The organism is Paraburkholderia phenoliruptrix, assembly GCF_902859825.1.
GTDB classification, from domain to species: domain Bacteria; phylum Pseudomonadota; class Gammaproteobacteria; order Burkholderiales; family Burkholderiaceae; genus Paraburkholderia; species Paraburkholderia phenoliruptrix.
The window spans coordinates 50,487-66,179 of record NZ_CADIKB010000002.1 but is presented as its reverse complement, the minus strand read 5'-3'; the positions used below and the strand labels follow the sequence as shown (position 1 = coordinate 66,179).

Annotated in this window: 12 protein-coding genes and 1 pseudogene; 7 read left to right on the top strand and 6 right to left on the bottom strand. The window is 63.3% G+C overall.

All coding sequences use genetic code 11. From position 1 onward, the window contains the following. Positions 1-203: 203 nt before the first annotated feature. Complete coding sequence (locus HV711_RS03055; RefSeq protein WP_035481512.1) at positions 204-2,432, top strand: NADP-dependent isocitrate dehydrogenase; 2,229 nt, start codon at positions 204-206, stop codon at positions 2,430-2,432. Positions 2,433-2,608: 176 nt separating this feature from the next. Here the strand turns inward: HV711_RS03055 and HV711_RS03050 are convergent, their stop codons facing one another. The 3 genes from HV711_RS03050 to HV711_RS03040 all read right to left on the bottom strand — a co-directional run bounded on the left by HV711_RS03050 (position 2,609) and on the right by HV711_RS03040 (position 5,069). Then, entirely contained in the window at positions 2,609-2,836 is a 228-nt protein-coding gene (locus HV711_RS03050) for a hypothetical protein (RefSeq protein WP_013591050.1), read from the bottom strand. A 369-nt stretch (positions 2,837-3,205) separates the two neighbouring features. Then, entirely contained in the window at positions 3,206-4,036 is an 831-nt protein-coding gene (locus tag HV711_RS03045) for an alpha/beta fold hydrolase (RefSeq protein ID WP_051224275.1), read from the bottom strand. A gap of 139 nt (positions 4,037-4,175) precedes the next feature. Continuing rightward, positions 4,176-5,069 carry a LysR family transcriptional regulator gene (locus HV711_RS03040; RefSeq protein WP_028362760.1) on the bottom strand — a complete coding sequence of 298 codons (894 nt, stop codon included), beginning with the start codon at positions 5,067-5,069 and terminating at the stop codon, positions 4,176-4,178. A gap of 99 nt (positions 5,070-5,168) precedes the next feature. On the opposite strand from HV711_RS03040, the gene HV711_RS03035 reads away from it, so the two are divergent. From HV711_RS03035 to HV711_RS03025, 3 genes are read left to right on the top strand one after another with little or no spacing between them, the layout of a single operon-like run. Then, positions 5,169-6,473, top strand: a complete 1,305-nt coding sequence (locus HV711_RS03035) for a CitMHS family transporter (protein WP_028362759.1) — start codon at positions 5,169-5,171, stop codon at positions 6,471-6,473. Between the two features lie 26 nt (positions 6,474-6,499). Continuing rightward, entirely contained in the window at positions 6,500-7,858 is a 1,359-nt protein-coding gene (locus HV711_RS03030) for an acyclic terpene utilization AtuA family protein (RefSeq protein WP_035481510.1), read from the top strand. A 1-nt stretch (position 7,859) separates the two neighbouring features. After that, complete coding sequence (locus HV711_RS03025) at positions 7,860-8,177, top strand: AtuA-related protein (protein WP_014972474.1); 318 nt, start codon at positions 7,860-7,862, stop codon at positions 8,175-8,177. Between the two features lie 90 nt (positions 8,178-8,267). On the opposite strand, the pseudogene HV711_RS03020 reads toward HV711_RS03025, so the two are convergent. Together HV711_RS03020 and HV711_RS03015 are read right to left on the bottom strand one after the other, a co-directional pair. After that, a pseudogene (locus HV711_RS03020) lies at positions 8,268-9,116 on the bottom strand (PDDEXK nuclease domain-containing protein). Positions 9,117-9,266: 150 nt separating this feature from the next. Next, positions 9,267-9,977: a FadR/GntR family transcriptional regulator gene (locus HV711_RS03015; RefSeq protein WP_013591043.1), complete on the bottom strand. Its 711-nt coding sequence runs from the start codon at positions 9,975-9,977 to the stop codon at positions 9,267-9,269. A 389-nt stretch (positions 9,978-10,366) separates the two neighbouring features. On the opposite strand from HV711_RS03015, the gene HV711_RS03010 reads away from it, so the two are divergent. The 3 genes from HV711_RS03010 to kdgD are packed head-to-tail and all read left to right on the top strand — an operon-like array spanning position 10,367 to position 14,066. Beyond that, a complete protein-coding gene (locus tag HV711_RS03010) occupies positions 10,367-11,698 on the top strand; it encodes an MFS transporter (protein WP_013591042.1) in 1,332 nt (443 codons plus the stop codon). Positions 11,699-11,744: 46 nt separating this feature from the next. After that, positions 11,745-13,094 (top strand): glucarate dehydratase, encoded by a 1,350-nt coding sequence (gudD, locus tag HV711_RS03005; protein WP_013591041.1) that lies wholly within the window; start codon positions 11,745-11,747, stop codon positions 13,092-13,094. 54 nt (positions 13,095-13,148) lie between these two features. Further along, positions 13,149-14,066: a 5-dehydro-4-deoxyglucarate dehydratase gene (kdgD, locus tag HV711_RS03000; protein ID WP_013591040.1), complete on the top strand. Its 918-nt coding sequence runs from the start codon at positions 13,149-13,151 to the stop codon at positions 14,064-14,066. Between the two features lie 58 nt (positions 14,067-14,124). Here the strand turns inward: kdgD and HV711_RS02995 are convergent, their stop codons facing one another. After that, on the bottom strand, positions 14,125-15,633 hold the full coding sequence (locus tag HV711_RS02995; RefSeq protein WP_035481506.1) for an MFS transporter: 1,509 nt from the start codon (positions 15,631-15,633) through the stop codon (positions 14,125-14,127). Positions 15,634-15,693 lie beyond the last annotated feature (60 nt).

Below are 15,693 nucleotides of genomic sequence, written 5' to 3'. Positions count from 1 at the left end.
TTGTCTGTCGGGCCTCCGGCTAGATTCGCCCAGATCTTCGGCCTGTTTGTTTAGCAGCGGAGCGAGGAAAACACGCATATACTCACGGTCGGGCCGTAAAAAGTAGTGCCGCGGGTCGCGCTCCGTTTTGCTGGTCTGTCGCAATTCGCTGGCTTGGCGCTTCCCACGCTCTGTCTCTCACTTCACCTAGCAAAGCATCAAACATGTCCACACCGCCGAAGATCATCTACACCCTCACCGACGAAGCGCCGGCTCTGGCGACTTACTCGCTGCTGCCGATCGTCAAGGCGTTCACGCGCTCGTCTGGCGTTAACGTCGAAACGCGCGACATCTCGCTTGCCGGCCGGATCATCGCTGCATTTCCGGACTACCTGAGCCCGGAACAGAAGGGTTCCGACGATCTGGCGGAACTGGGTGGACTCACCACGCGTCCCGAAGCGAACATCATCAAGCTGCCGAACATCAGCGCTTCGGTGCCGCAACTGAAGGCCGCGATCACTGAATTGCGCGATCAGGGCTACAAGCTGCCGCCGTATCCGGATGTCGCCACGACCGACACGGAAAAAGACGTCAAGGCCCGCTACGACAAGATCAAGGGCAGCGCGGTGAACCCGGTGCTGCGCGAAGGCAACTCGGACCGTCGCGCGCCGCTGTCGGTCAAGAACTACGCGCGCAAGCATCCGCATAAGATGGGTCCGTGGACCGCGGATTCGAAATCGCATGTGGCGCATATGAGCGGCGGCGACTTCTACGGCAGCGAAAAGTCGGCGCTGATCGCCGCGGCAGGTGCGGTGAAGATCGAACTGACGGCCGCTGACGGCACGAAGACGGTCCTGAAGGAAAAGACGCCGGTCCAGGCGGGCGAGATCATTGACGCCTCGGTCCTGAGCAAGAACGCGCTGCGCAGCTTCATCGAAAAAGAGATCAGCGACGCCAAAGCGAACAGCGTGTTGTTCTCGGTCCACCTGAAGGCCACCATGATGAAGGTGTCCGATCCGATCATCTTCGGGCACGTGGTCTCGGTGTTCTACAAGGACGTGCTGACCAAGCACGCGGACGCGCTCGCGCAGGCCGGCTTCAACCCGAACAACGGTATCGGCGACCTGTACGCGCGCCTGAAGGACCTGCCGGCTGAAACGGCTGCGCAGATCGAAGCCGACATCAAGGCTCAGTACGAGCAGCGTCCGCAACTGGCCATGGTCAACTCGGACAAGGGCATTACCAGCCTGCACGTGCCGAGCGACGTGATCGTCGACGCGTCCATGCCGGCCATGATTCGCGAGTCCGGCAAGATGTGGGGCGCCGACGGCGCACTGCACGACGCGAAGGCCGTGATTCCGGACCGCTGCTACGCAGGCGTGTACCAGGCCGTGATCGAAGACTGCAAGAAGAACGGCGCATTCGACCCCGTCACCATGGGCACGGTGCCGAACGTCGGCCTGATGGCGCAAGCGGCCGAAGAATACGGCTCGCACGACAAGACGTTCCAGATTCCGGCCAACGGCGTGGTTCGCGTGACCGACGCGAGCGGCGCGGTGCTGATCGAACAGCCGGTGGAAGCCGGCGACATCTGGCGCATGTGCCAGACGAAAGACGCGCCGGTGCAGGACTGGGTGAAGCTCGCCGTGAACCGCGCGCGCGCCACCAACACGCCGGCCGTGTTCTGGCTGGACGCTGCACGTGCGCATGACGCGCAGATCATCAAGAAGGTCGAGCAGTATCTGAAGGACCACGACACGAACGGTCTCGACATTCGCATCATGACGCCGGTCGAGGCAACGAAGTTTTCGCTGGAACGTATCCGCGCCGGCAAGGACACGATCTCGGTCACCGGCAACGTGCTGCGCGACTATCTGACCGACCTGTTCCCGATCATGGAACTGGGCACCAGCGCGAAGATGCTGTCCATCGTCCCGCTGATGGCAGGCGGCGGCATGTTCGAAACGGGCGCGGGCGGCTCGGCGCCGAAGCATGTCCAGCAACTGGTCGAAGAAGGTTTCCTGCGTTGGGACTCACTGGGCGAGTTCCTCGCGCTGGCAGCGTCGCTCGAACATCTGAGCAGCGCGTATCACAACCCGAAGGCGCAGGTTCTCGCGAAGACGCTCGACCAGGCCACCGGCAAGTTCCTCGACAACGACAAGTCGCCGGCGCGCAAGGTCGGCGGGCTGGATAACCGCGGCAGCCACTTCTACCTCGCGATGTACTGGGCGGAAGCACTGGCCGAGCAGACCGAAGACGCCGCGTTGCAGGCTCAGTTCGCCGGTGTGGCGAAGGCAATGGCCGCGAATGAAGCCAAGATTCTCGAGGAACTGCGTGCAGCACAAGGCAAGCCGGTGGACATTGGCGGTTATTACCGTCCGAACGTCGAACTGACGAGCAAGGCCATGCGCCCGAGCGCCACGCTGAATCAGATCGTGGATTCGATCGCGTAAGGTGGTCGGCCGTGGGCTGACGGGCGAGCGGTGCGAGGCGCGTTTGAATGCGCGGGAGCACGCAAATGTGCACGCACTGAGGCATGCCCAGAAGTAAGCAGTCAACACGACGATGGCGCTTTCGAGCGCCATCGTCGTTTCCGGCTGTGTCACGTGGACGCGCGTCATGCGGTCCCTTAAACGTGAACGATTTCCCAGTCGCTCAGTTTCTCGGGAATTTCGAGCGTCGACGTGTCGACCTCCGACAGATGCGGGCAGGTCAAGCCGCGCGCGAGATCGTCAGCCGCCTGCTGGGGGCTCGAAAACTCGCCCAGTTTGTCGTTGCCGTAGGTTGCTTCCCAACCGTCCTGGCCAGGCAGAATGTAGAACGCGCCCTCAGCCGATCCAAAGCGAAAGCCTTTCATTTTTAGTCTCCCAATTGCCAATAGAAAATCGCGGTCTTCCGGCGACTTCGCGCGGGAGCATCCGGAACGTCTCACAGCGTGTTGTTCCACTCACTCGACTGCACCGCATGAATCGCCTCCTCTTGTAAAAGAGTCTACGTCAGGCCGCAGCCGCACAAGCGGGTGTTAGGCAGTTCGCTCGAATCGAAAAAATTGCGCAATATCAAGCGCTTACGCGTTTCATTTTGCGATGTGCAACGTCGGCGGACATTGCGAAATGAGGGATTTGTGCCACGCACCATGATTTTTTACGAAGCAAGGGCGCGTGTCACATCGTGAAATTTTGGGCGTTTCAGCCCTACAGGCATGTATGCGGTGTCGAAACCGCCTTCACGCCAGCACGCGCGCAGTGAAGGCGAGCATCGTCCGATTGAACAAAGCCGGCCTTTGCAGAGGCGCGAAATGGCTGACGCCGGGCAACATCCGCAGTTGCGCGCCGGGAATGCTGCGGGCCAGATATTCGGCGTGCTCGAGCTTGATGAACTCGTCGTGTTCGCTTTGCACAATAAGCACCGGCACGCGGATGCGGGCGAGATCGCGCGCGGCGTAATTGGGCTCGGTCCTCATCATTTCGCTGACGGCTACGACAAAGGGGTCGAAGTCGTCCGGCGTCGCGGACAGTCGCACATAGTCCCGGCGGTGGCGGTTGAAGCAGCGCTCGATCACCGGCGTCGCGACCAATTCTTTCGTGCCGCCCGGATCCATATTGCAGCCGAAGAAAAACACGCCCGCGACGCGCTCGGGCGCCACCATGCCGAGCACCATCGCCACGCATGCGCCGTCGCTCCAGCCGACCATGGCGGCGCGTGCGAGCGATAGCCTGTCCATGACGGCGAGCAGGTCGGAGGCCATCAGTTCGTATTGGTAAGGCCGCGCATCGCGCGTGCTGCGGCCATGGCCGCGGCTGTCGATCACTACCGCGCGGTGGCCTGCGTCGAGCAGCGCGGGCACCTGATAACCCCAGTTACCGCTATGGCCGAGGCCGCCGTGCAGCAGAATCACCGGCGCGCCCGTGCCATAAGACGCATACCAGATCCGCGCGCCTTGGTGCTCGACCCAGCCTGACTCGTTTGAAGCAGGTAGCGGCGGCGCGCCGTGGGCCTCGAAATGTTCGAGCGTGTCGTCGATGGTGTTGTCGTCGGATGGCGGGGAAGAAGGCATCGCGGTTGTCTCACTACTGTTCGCGCGGGCAAGAGCCGGCATTGCTGCGGCTCACACAGCGTGCCAGCATTGCAGCGCCCAAATCAACCAACCTACGGAATTCAGCCTGTTCGCGCGAGGACAGCGCAGCGATCCCCGCTCATTCGGCCTCCAGCTTCGCAATCAGCATGGCAACGAACGTCTCGGTGACAGGCGGCAACGTCCGCCCGCGCTTCTTGATGAGCGCGATAGGCCGCGTGAATGCCGGATCGTCGACGGGACGCGCCACCAGTTCCGGCTCGGCCCGCACCTCGCGCGCCGACGCCGGCAGGATCGTCACGCCGAGCCCCGCGCGAACCATTGCGACCGCGCTCATCATGTAGGTCGGCTCGCAGGAAATCTCCGGCACGCAGCGCGCCTGCGCAAACGCGCTGTCCACAACCGCCCGCACACTGGTGCCTTGTGCGGTCAGCACGAGCGGCGTCGCGGCGAGATCCGCCAACGCGATGCGCCGCCGTTTCGCGAGCGGATGCCGCTTCGGGCAAATAGCCACCAGCCTGTCGATGCCCGCATGCAGCACTTCGAGGTTCGTGTCGTCGAGCTCGCCGCCCGTTACTCCGATGTCGGCCTCCTCATTGCGCACGAGCGTATTGACCATGCTCGCGACGACATCGCGCACCTGAAAACCGACGCGCGGCACCGCTTTCTTCAGCTCGCGCACCAGCTCGGGCAGCGAACTCGCCGCGAAGGTCGGCAGGCACGCGATCCGCACGGTGCCGCTCGCGCCGTCGCCCAGCGCGCGGGCGTCGACCAGCACCTGCTCCATGTCGTGCAGCGACCTTTGCAGGAGCGGCAGCAGGTCGCGGCCTGTGGGCGTGAGCGCGACGTTGCGGCTATTGCGGTCGAAAAGCCGCAGGCCCAGCGTTTCTTCGAGACGGCGGATCTGCACGGTCAACGCCGGCTGCGAAAGATGCAGCCGCGCGGCCGCCTGCGTGAAGCTGCCCGTTTGCGCGACGGCGATGAAAGCCCGAATGTCCCGAAGATTCAGATCCATGATGGTTTGTAATTGCTCCAATCAATTCATTTCAATTGATTTATCGCTGCCCGGAAATTACGCTGGATCGCAGTAAAAAACAACATCGGAGACAAGCACATGCTGCCATTGCTGGGGCTCGCCACCATCGTCGTGCTGCTCGGCGCCATTCTGTCGAAACGTATGTCGCCGCTGGTGGCGCTCATCATCGTGCCGATCGCCGCGTCGCTGATCGGCGGATTCGGCTTTCAAACGAGCAAGTTCGTGATCGACGGGCTGAAGGGCCTCGCGCCCGTCGTCGGCATGTTCGTGTTCGCGATTCTTTACTTCGGCACCATTACCGACGCGGGCACGCTCGACCCGATCATCGACCGCATTCTGCGCGCGGTCGGCACGCGGCCCACGCGCATTGTGATGGGCACGACGCTGCTCGCGCTCTTGATTCACCTCGACGGCTCGGGCGCGGTGTGTTTCCTCGTCACCATTCCGGCGATGCTGCCGCTCTACGACCGTCTGAAAATGGATCGGCGCGTGCTGGCCGCGGCGGTGTCGATGGCGGCGGGCATCAACTTTCTGCCATGGACGGGCCCGATGATTCGCGCGTCCGCTTCGCTGCATCTGCCGGTTTCGTCGTTGTTCAATCCGCTCATTCCGGTGCAGGCAATCGGCCTTGTCTTCGTGTTCGGCGTCGCGTTCTGGCTCGGGCGCCGCGAGGAAAAGCGGCTTGGCCTCAGCGCAGCAAGCGGCTCCGTGCCGATGCCCAAACGAGAACTGACGCCCGACGAGCAGGCCCTGCGCCGCCCGCAGAACTTCTGGTTCAACATCGTGCTCACGCTCGTCGTGCTCGGCACGATGGTCGTGATGGGCGAAAAGATTCCGCCCGCCATCATGTTCATGGTGGGATTGTGCGTCGCGTTGATGGTCAACTACCCGAACGTCGACATGCAGCGCAAACGTATCGACGCCCACGCGCGCGCGGCGTTGATGATGGCCGGCATCCTGCTCGCGGCCGGCGTGTTCACCGGCGTAATGCAGGGTAGCGGAATGTTGAAGGCAATGGCGCAAGCCGCGGTGGGCTTCGTTCCGCCGGCCATGGCGAGCCATATTCCGTTCGCGCTCGGCATCCTGTCCATGCCGCTTAGCATGCTGTTCGATCCCGACTCGTTTTACTTCGGTGTCCTGCCGGTTATCGCGGAGGTGGCGGGTCAACTGGGCGTGCCCGCGGTCCACGTCGGCCAGGCCGCATTGCTCGGCCAGATGACGACGGGATTTCCGGTCAGCCCGTTGACGCCCGCCACTTTCCTCGTGGTCGGCTTGTGCGGCATCGATCTCGCCGATCATCAGCGATTCACGTTTCCCTTGTTGTTCGGCGCCACTATCGTGATGACGATTGCGTGCGTCGCCTTAGGGGTATTTTCACTTTGAGCTTGACGCAAACAGGTGTGAGCAGCATGACAGCCACTCAGCATCAACGCGTTGTGCGAATCGGCGCGGGCGCGGGCTATTCGGGCGACCGCATCGAGCCCGCGGTCGAACTCGCGGAGCACGGCGCATTGGATTACCTCGTGTTCGAGTGCCTCGCCGAACGCACCATTGCCATTGCGCAGCAGGCGCGCAGCAAAGAGCCCGAACTCGGCTACGACCCGTTGCTCGAAACGCGCATGAAGGCGGTACTGCCCGCGGCGCTGCGCAACGGCGTGCGCATTGTCTCGAACATGGGCGCGGCGAATCCGCTGGCGGCGGCGCGGAAGACGGCGGAAATCGCGCGCTCTCTCGGGCTTGGCGACATCAAGATTGCTGCCGTGACGGGCGACGATGTGCTCGACGCGGTCCGCGCCGGCGACTATCGCTTCGAGGAATCCGGCGAGCGCGTCGCGGACTACGACACCCGGCTTGTCTCCGCGAATGCTTACCTCGGCGCCGGTGCGATTGTCGAGGCGCTCGCGGCCGGCGCCCAGATCGTCCTGACTGGACGCGTGGCCGATCCGTCGTTGTTCGTCGCGCCCCTGATCCACGAGTTCAGCTGGCGCATGGACGACTGGCGGACGCTCGGCCAGGCGACGGTGATCGGCCATCTGCTCGAATGCGCGGGGCAAATCACCGGCGGCTATTTCGCGGATCCTGGCTTCAAGGACGTGCCCTCGCTCGCGAGACTCGGCTTTCCGATCGGGGAAGTCGGGCCGGACGGCGCCGTGGTCATCACCAAGCTTGCGAAAGCAGGCGGACGCGTGACGGAAGCCACCTGCAAGGAGCAACTGCTCTACGAGATTCATGATCCGCAGCGTTATCTGCAGCCCGACGTGGTGGCCGATTTTTCGCAGGTGCGCATCGAGCAGGAAGGCGCGGACCGCGTGCGTGTAAGCGGCGGGAACGGCACGCCGCGGACCGGCACGCTGAAAGTGTCGGTCGCCTACTTCGACGGTCATATCGGCGAGGGGCAGATTTCGTATGCGGGTCCGGGCGCGGTTGCGCGGGCTCGCCTCGCGCTCGAGATCGTGCGCGAGCGGCTCGCGCTGACGGGCGTTAAGACGCAAGAATTGCGCTTCGATCTGATCGGCGTGAATGCTTTGCACGGTGAGACGCTCGCCGCTGACTTTGCCGAGCCGTACGAAGTGCGGGCACGCGTGAGCGGGCGCACGGCGTCGCTGGAACAAGCCGTGCGGATCGGCAATGAAGTCGAGACGCTGTATACAAACGGCCCAGCCGGGGGCGGCGGCGGCGTCAAATCGACGCGCGAAGTCGTTGCTGTGCAGTCCGTATTGTTGCCGCGCGAGCATGTGAAGCCGGCGTTCACAATGGTGGAGGCGTGAAATGAAACTGCGCGAGCTTGCTCATTCCCGAACCGGCGACAAGGGCAATACGCTGAATATTTCGGTGATCTGCTATGAGGCTCGGCACTACGAGCATTTGCGCGCCGTGCTGACACCGGAGCGCGTGAAGGCGCATCTCGCCGATGTCGTGCGCGGCAGCGTGGTGCGCTACGAATTGCCCGCCATCGCGGCGTTCAACTTCGTGCTCGGCGATGCGCTCGGCGGCGGTGTCACGCGTTCGCTGGCGCTCGACGCGCACGGTAAGTCGCTGAGTTCCGCGCTGATGGGGCTGGAGATCGAGGCGCCGGCGGCGGGGTGAGGGGTGGGGGCGTGCCTGGCATCGCGCTGATGGACGGCGCAATTTCCTCGCATGAGCATCGACGTGACGTGGGGCTACTGTTCGCCTTTGCTAGCCTGCATCCGTGCCGAGTTCGGCTTCTATCTGTTCGATAGACGGTAGGTCTGACACAAGAGGTGCGGGGACTTCTCGTAGTAGTTGGTACTTTGCTACCCCGATGGCGTAGCAGCGGAGCTTCAGGTGATAGAACAGCAAGTCGATGAAGAACTCGTCGCCGCCCACGTCCAGCCGGTATTGGCGGCCCACGAATGCAAAACCGGCGCCGAGCTCTATCAGGAAGCGGGTGATGTGCTGGGTCAGCGCCTATTCGAGGTCGCGTTCCTTCGCGTCGTCGGTCAGGCCGAGGAAATCGAAGATACAGGGATCCTTGAGCGTTTCGCGCGCCAGATCCGATTGCGGCGACGAGAGACGGTCGCTAAAGTTGGTGACGGCATTACCCTGCCTTTCATGCAGCCGCGTTTCGATTTGCATGGCGAGCACGTTGCGCGACCAACCGTGTTCGATGGCTTTCGCGGCATACCATTCGCGTTCGGTATTGAGCTTCAGTTTGTCGAGTAGCGTGCACAGGTGAAACCACGGCAATTGTGCAGCAGCCTGCTGCACAAACGTATCGCCTGGCTACGCCTCGGCAAAAGCTCTCATGTATTTGAGGTTCCGTGGCGAGAAACTCCGCATGTCGGGAAATGCGGCTTTCAGGTCCGAGGCGAGCCGGTCGATTACCTTTGCGCCCCAACCTTGACGCTCCTGGCGCTCCAGGATGTCGTGGCCAATTTGCCAATAAAGCCCAATCAATTCGCGATTGACTGAGAGCGCTGCCCGTTGCCGCGCCTGTTCGACGCGCAGTTTGAGGCTGGTTAGCCACAACGCGTAATCGGGAGAGTTGGGAAGCAGGTCGGTCATTCCAGTCGGGCCGGGTGCTCCGGCAAAGACCGCAGATATTCAATTATCGGCGGTGAGGCGACCGTCGGGCAATGGGACTGGCACGCGCCTTCGCCAACGCGAGTCCCCCTGTTTCCGGGACACAGACGATGTCTCACGTCGAAAGAGCGCCTACTCCCCCCGCTCACTCGCCTCATGCGCGCGGCGCAGCCGCTCGCGGCTGTTGCTCAGGTGCATGCGCATCGCCGCGCGGGCGTCGTCGGGATCCTGGCGTTCTATCGCGCGATAGATCAGCTGATGTTCGTTGAGCACGTTGCGCAAGGTTTCGATCTGGTCGAGCTTCGCGATCTCCGCCGAACCGAGGCGCGTGCGCGGGCTGACGCCGCTTCCCAACTGGCTCAGCACGTCGAAAAAATAACGATTGCCGCTTGCGCGCGCAATCTGCAAATGAAACTCGACGTCGTGGGCCAGCGTGTCGGTGCTGCCGCGCTCGAGTTCGGACTCGAAGCGCGCGAGCGCCGCGCGCATCTGCTTGAGGCTCTGCTCGGTGCGCCGCGCGGCGGCGAGTGCGGCCGACGCCGCTTCCACATCAATACGAAATTCGATGATCGCCATCACGTCGAGCATGCTCGACAGATCGGCGGCGGGCAGTTCCATCGGCTTGTCGGCGGCAGGGGCGAGCACGAAGGTGCCGATCCCATGGCGCGTTTCCACGACTTTCGCCGCCTGCAGACGGGAAATCGCTTCGCGTACGACGGAGCGGCTCACCGACAGCTGTTTCATCATCGCGACTTCGGTGGGGATGCGGTCGCCCGGTCTCAGGACGCCGCGGCGGATGTCATCGGAAAGGGTGGCCACCACTTTCTCAGTCAGGCTGCTCATTTCTCGGGATGGTCGGCTGGTAATCGGCTGAAACGCGCGCCGTGCAGGCGCGGGCGACGTCACTCGACGTCTGGACATCAGCCATCATAGCGTCTGTTGTAAAAATACATGGCTTGTTGGCCGGGGCGAGCCGCATCACGACCCAAGACATCGGACGTCTTATTTTGAGCGAAATGAATGCGGCTGGGCTTCGCAAGCAGCCGAGTCGACCGCTCAGAAGAGGAGAAAAGGCGCAATGACAGGGTAAACACCACATTGGAAAGCCACGGGAAACGGTTGTAGACTGTCGTCAGACAACGTATCTCGTGCCGGGTAACCGTCGCCATTTCGGCGGGCTACCCGGCAGACGTCAGACCACGGCTCCCCGACGGCCGACACAGGAGACTTTCTTGAACTCTGCTCTTACCACGGCAATCGACCCATTGGCGTCGGCCGTTTCAAAGGTCAAGCGGCATGTGTTGCCGCTTTTCCTGATCATGTTCATCGCGAACTACATCGACCGCGTGAACATCGGCTTCGTCAACGCTCACATGAAGACAGACCTCGGCATCGGCGCCGCCGCCTATGGCCTCGGAAGCGGCTTGTTCTTCATCGGCTACGCACTCTTCGAAGTGCCGTCGAACGTGCTGATGCAGAAATACGGCGCGCGCGCGTGGCTCACGCGGATCATGGGCACGTGGGGCGTCGTGGCCGCGGCCATGGCGTTCGTGTCGAATGAAACGTCGTTTTACGTGTTGCGGTTTTTGCTCGGCGTCGCCGAGGCCGGTTTCTTTCCGGGCGTGGTGTTCTATTTCACGCAGTGGCTGCCGCAAAAAGAGCGCGGCAAGGCCGTGGCGATTTTCCTCTCGGGCTCGGCCATCGCATCGGTCGTGTCGGGTCCGATCACCGGCAGTCTGCTGTCGATTCGCGGACTGGGCCTGCACGGCTGGCAATGGATGTTCCTGATCGAAGGTGGCTTCTCGATTGTGCTGTGCGCGGTGAGCTGGATCTTCCTCAAGTCGCGCGTTCGCGACGCGTCGTGGCTCACCGCTGACGAACAGCGCGTGCTCGAAGACGCGATCGCCGCCGAGCAGGCCGAGCGCGTCGCGCACGGCGGCGCGCATCTGCCGGCCATCAAGCTGCTGAAGGATCCGCAGATCGCACTGTTCTGCGGCCTCTATTTCGCGATCCAGTTGACGATTTACGCGGCCACTTTCTGGCTGCCGACCATCATCCGCAAGATCGGCGGCCTTTCCGATTTCGAAGTCGGCATGCTGAACGCGATTCCCTGGCTCATCGCCATGGTCGCGATGTACTGCTTCGCGCTGCTTTCCGCGAAGTGGCGTTTCCAGCAGGCGTGGCTCGCCGTTGCGCTGGTGATCGCCGCGTGCGGTCTGTTCGCGTCGACATCGGGCAATCCGGTTCTGTCGTTCGTCGCGATCTGCTTCTCGGCGATCGGCTTCAAGGCGGCGTCTTCGCTGTTCTGGCCGATTCCGCAAGGTTATCTGGATGCGCGCGTCGCCGCGGCGGTGATCGCGCTCATCAACTCCATCGGCAATCTGGGCGGCTTCTTCGCGCCCGCCACTTTCGGCTATCTGCAGCAGCACACGGGTTCCATTACCGGCGGTCTGTATGGGCTCGGCGTCGCCTCGCTGATCGCAGCGGCGGCGGCATTCCTCGCCCGCAATCGCCGCGGCGACGGCAACGGGCTGCGCGATCCGCTGCAAGGCAGCGCCCACTGATTGCTCGTCATCGTCACGCCTAACTCACTTAACTGGTCAAGTTCATATGTCCACGAAACCTTCCCATCCCAACGATACGCCCACCGTCACCGAACTGCGCGTCGTGCCCGTGGCGGGCCGCGACAGCATGCTGATGAACCTGAGCGGCGCGCATGGTCCGTTCTTCACGCGCAACGTCGTGATTCTGCGCGACAGCGCAGGCCATGTGGGCGTCGGCGAAGTGCCGGGCGGCGAGAATATCCGCAAGACGATCGACGACGCGCGTCCGTTCGTCGTCGGCCAGTCGATCGGTAATTTGCAAGCTGTCCTGAACAAAGTGCGCACGCAGTTCGCCGATCGCGATGCGGGCGGCCGCGGCCTGCAGACCTTCGATCTGCGCACCACCATTCACGCGGTGACCGCGCTCGAAGCGGCGTTGCTTGACCTGCTCGGCCAGCATCTCGGCGTGCCGGTTGCGGCGCTGCTCGGCGAAGGCCAGCAACGCGACGAAGTGGAAATGCTCGGCTACCTGTTCTATATCGGCGACCGCAAGAAGACGGACCTGCCCTACGCGAGCGGCGCTGACGGGCGCGACGACTGGGAGCGCCTACGCACGGAAGAAGCCATGACACCCGAAGCGGTGGTGCGCCTCGCCGAGGCCGCGCAGGCCCGTTATGGCTTCAACGACTTCAAGCTGAAGGGCGGCGTCCTGTCCGGCGATGCGGAGATCGAAGCCGTGACGGCACTCGCCGAACGCTTCCCGAACGCGCGCGTCACGCTGGACCCGAACGGCGCATGGTCGCTCGCTGAAGCCGTGCGCCTGTGCCGCGACAAGCATGACGTGCTCGCCTATGCGGAAGACCCGTGCGGCGCGGAAAACGGCTATTCGGGCCGCGAAGTCATGGCGGAATTCCGTCGCGCGACAGGCTTGCCGACGGCGACCAACATGATCGCCACCGACTGGCGTCAGATGGGCCACGCGATCCAGCTGCAGTCCGTGGACATTCCGCTTGCCGATCCGCACTTCTGGACCATGCAAGGCTCGGTGCGGGTCGCGCAGATGTGCAACGACTGGGGCCTCACGTGGGGCTCGCATTCGAACAACCACTTCGACATCTCGCTCGCCATGTTCACGCAGGTCGCGGCCGCCGCGCCCGGCAAGATCACGGCGATCGACACACACTGGATCTGGCAGGACGGCCAGCATCTGACGCGCGAGCCGTTGCAGATTGCCGGCGGCAAGGTGAAGGTGCCGCAGAAGCCGGGTCTTGGCGTCGAAGTGGATATGGACGCGCTCGAAAAGGCTCATGCGCTGTATCAGCAGCACGGGCTCGGCGCACGCGACGACGGCGTCGCGATGCAGTACCTGATTCCCAACTGGAAGTTCGACAACAAGCGCCCGTGCCTCGTGCGCTGATGCTCTGAGGCGCCGCGCGCTCATTCACTATTGACGATATTCACGCCATCCATCATGACTTCACCGCAAGAACTCAAAGCGATCGTATCCGAGGGCCTGTTGTCCTTTCCCGTCACCGACTTCGACGCGCAAGGCGAGTTTCGCGCCGACACCTACGCGAAGCGGCTCGAATGGCTCGCGCCGTACGGCGCCACTGCGCTGTTCGCGGCGGGCGGCACGGGCGAATTCTTTTCGTTGACGAGGAGCGACTACACCAACGTGATCCGCACGGCGACGGAGACCTGCAAAGGCAAAGTGCCGATTCTCGCGGGCGCGGGCGGTCCGACCCGCGTGGCAATCGACTATGCGAAGGAGGCCGAACGACTTGGCGCAAGCGGCGTGCTGTTGATGCCGCACTATCTGACCGAGGCGTCGCAAGAGGGCATTGCGGCGCACGTCGAGCAGGTCTGCAACGCGGTGAAGAACATCGGCGTCATCGTGTATAACCGCGCGAATTCAAAGCTGAATGCGGACATGCTCGAACAGCTCGCGGACCGTTGCCCGAACCTGATCGGCTTCAAGGACGGCGTGGGCGAGATCGAAGCGATGGTGACGATTCGCCGCCGGCTGGGCGACCGGTTCTCGTATCTTGGCGGTCTGCCCACGGCAGAAGTGTATGCGGCGGCGTATAAGGCGCTGGGCGTGCCGGTGTATTCGTCGGCCGTGTTCAACTTCATTCCGAAGACGGCAATGGCGTTCTACCGCGCGATTGCCGCCGACGACCACGCCACCACCTCACGCCTCATCGACGAATTCTTCCTGCCGTATCTGGCCATTCGCAACCGTCGCGCGGGTTATGCCGTGAGTATCGTCAAGGCGGGCGCGAAGCTGGTTGGGCATGATGCCGGTCCGGTGCGCGCGCCGCTGACCGATCTGACCGAAGACGAACTCGCGCAGCTCGACGCGCTGATCAGGAAGCTCGGCCCGCAGTAATGCAGGGCAATGCGTTTCGCCAGCGGCCGCCTGTCTTGAGCGGCCCAGCCCGTGGACGCTAGCCGTGGCGAAACACCACGTGCGAAATCCGCTGCACGAGCAAGGCAGCGGCGAGTGCCGCGACGGCCGTCAGCCACACGCCGATGTGAATGGACTGCACGAGCGCATCGCGCGCGGTGTCGATCAAGGCGAGCGTGTCGAGCCCCGTCGGTTTCATGTCGGCGATCAACTTCAGGCGCGACGCTTCGTCGATCAGAATCCGCAGGTCGACGAAGCGCGGCCGCCACTGCGAGGCCGCCGGCTCACCGAGCACGCTGATGGTGCGCGTGACGACGTCGCGATAGTGATGCTGTACGACCGTCGCCACGATGCTCGTGCCCAGCATGCCCCCCACCATCCGCGTGGACTGCAGCAGCGCGGTCGTGATACCGAAGCGCTCGCGGCCTGCAATCTCCTGGCCGAACACATTCAGATTGTTGAGGATGAAGCCGAGGCCGATGCCGACCGCGGCCATCGGTAACTCGATCCACAGATGCGGCGTGCCGGCGTTGGCGAATGCAATGCCGATAGACGCAAACAACAGCAGCCCGAAGCCGATGGAGAGAATCCGCGTGGGCTTCTTCATGTGAATCACGATGCGCGTGTTGAGCACGCTGCCGATCGCGATACATGCCGCGATAGGCGTGGCGAGCAGACCGGCCTGTTGCGGGGAAAGACCAAACCCGCCTTGCAACAGCAGCGGCGCGAAGAAGATCAGCGAGAACATCACGAAGCCGGACAGCATGCCGAGCGTAAACAGCGTGACGAGCTGCGAGTCCTTGAAGAGGTCGAGCGGGATGATGGGATGCGTGGCGCGCTTCTCGCATACGTATAAAGCGATTGCGCCGACGGCCACGCACACGGCGAGCGTGATGTTGCCGGCCGTCAGGCCGTCTTTCGGCACCGCTTCGATAAACGCCTGCAGGCCGCCGAGCACCGCGGCCACCAGCCCGGCGCCGAGCCAGTCGATCTTGACCTCGCCTTCATGCGGACGCTGGAAGTTCGGCAGATGCACCCAGATGAAATACAGCGCGGCCCCGCCGACCGGCAGGTTGATCAGAAACGTGGAGCGCCAGCCGAGGTGCTCGCTCATCCATCCGCCGAGCGACGGCCCCGCCGCCGTGCCGATGCCGTATGCCGCCGCCATCACCACCTGCCAGCGCACGCGGGCGCGCGGATCGGGAAAGAGGTCCGGTATCGACGCGAACGCGGTGCCCACCATCATGCCGCCGCCCACGCCCTGCAAGCCCCGCGCGATCACGAGGAACAACATGTCGTTTGCGACGCCGCACAGCACGGAGGCCACGGTGAACGTGATGACCGCGGCGATCACAAAGCGCTTGCGGCCGAAGTAGTCACCGAGCCGGCCGAACACCGGCACCGTCACGACCGACGCCAGCAGATAAGCGCTTGCGATCCACGCGTAGTACTCGAAGCCGTGCAACTCGGCCACGATGGACGGCAGCGCGGTGCTGACCACCGTCTGATCGAGGGCGACCAGCATGTTGACGAGACCGATGCCGAGCATCGCGAAGAGGGCGTTCCGGAAGGGCAGCGCGGGAGCAGCGGCAGTGGAAGTCACGGATCT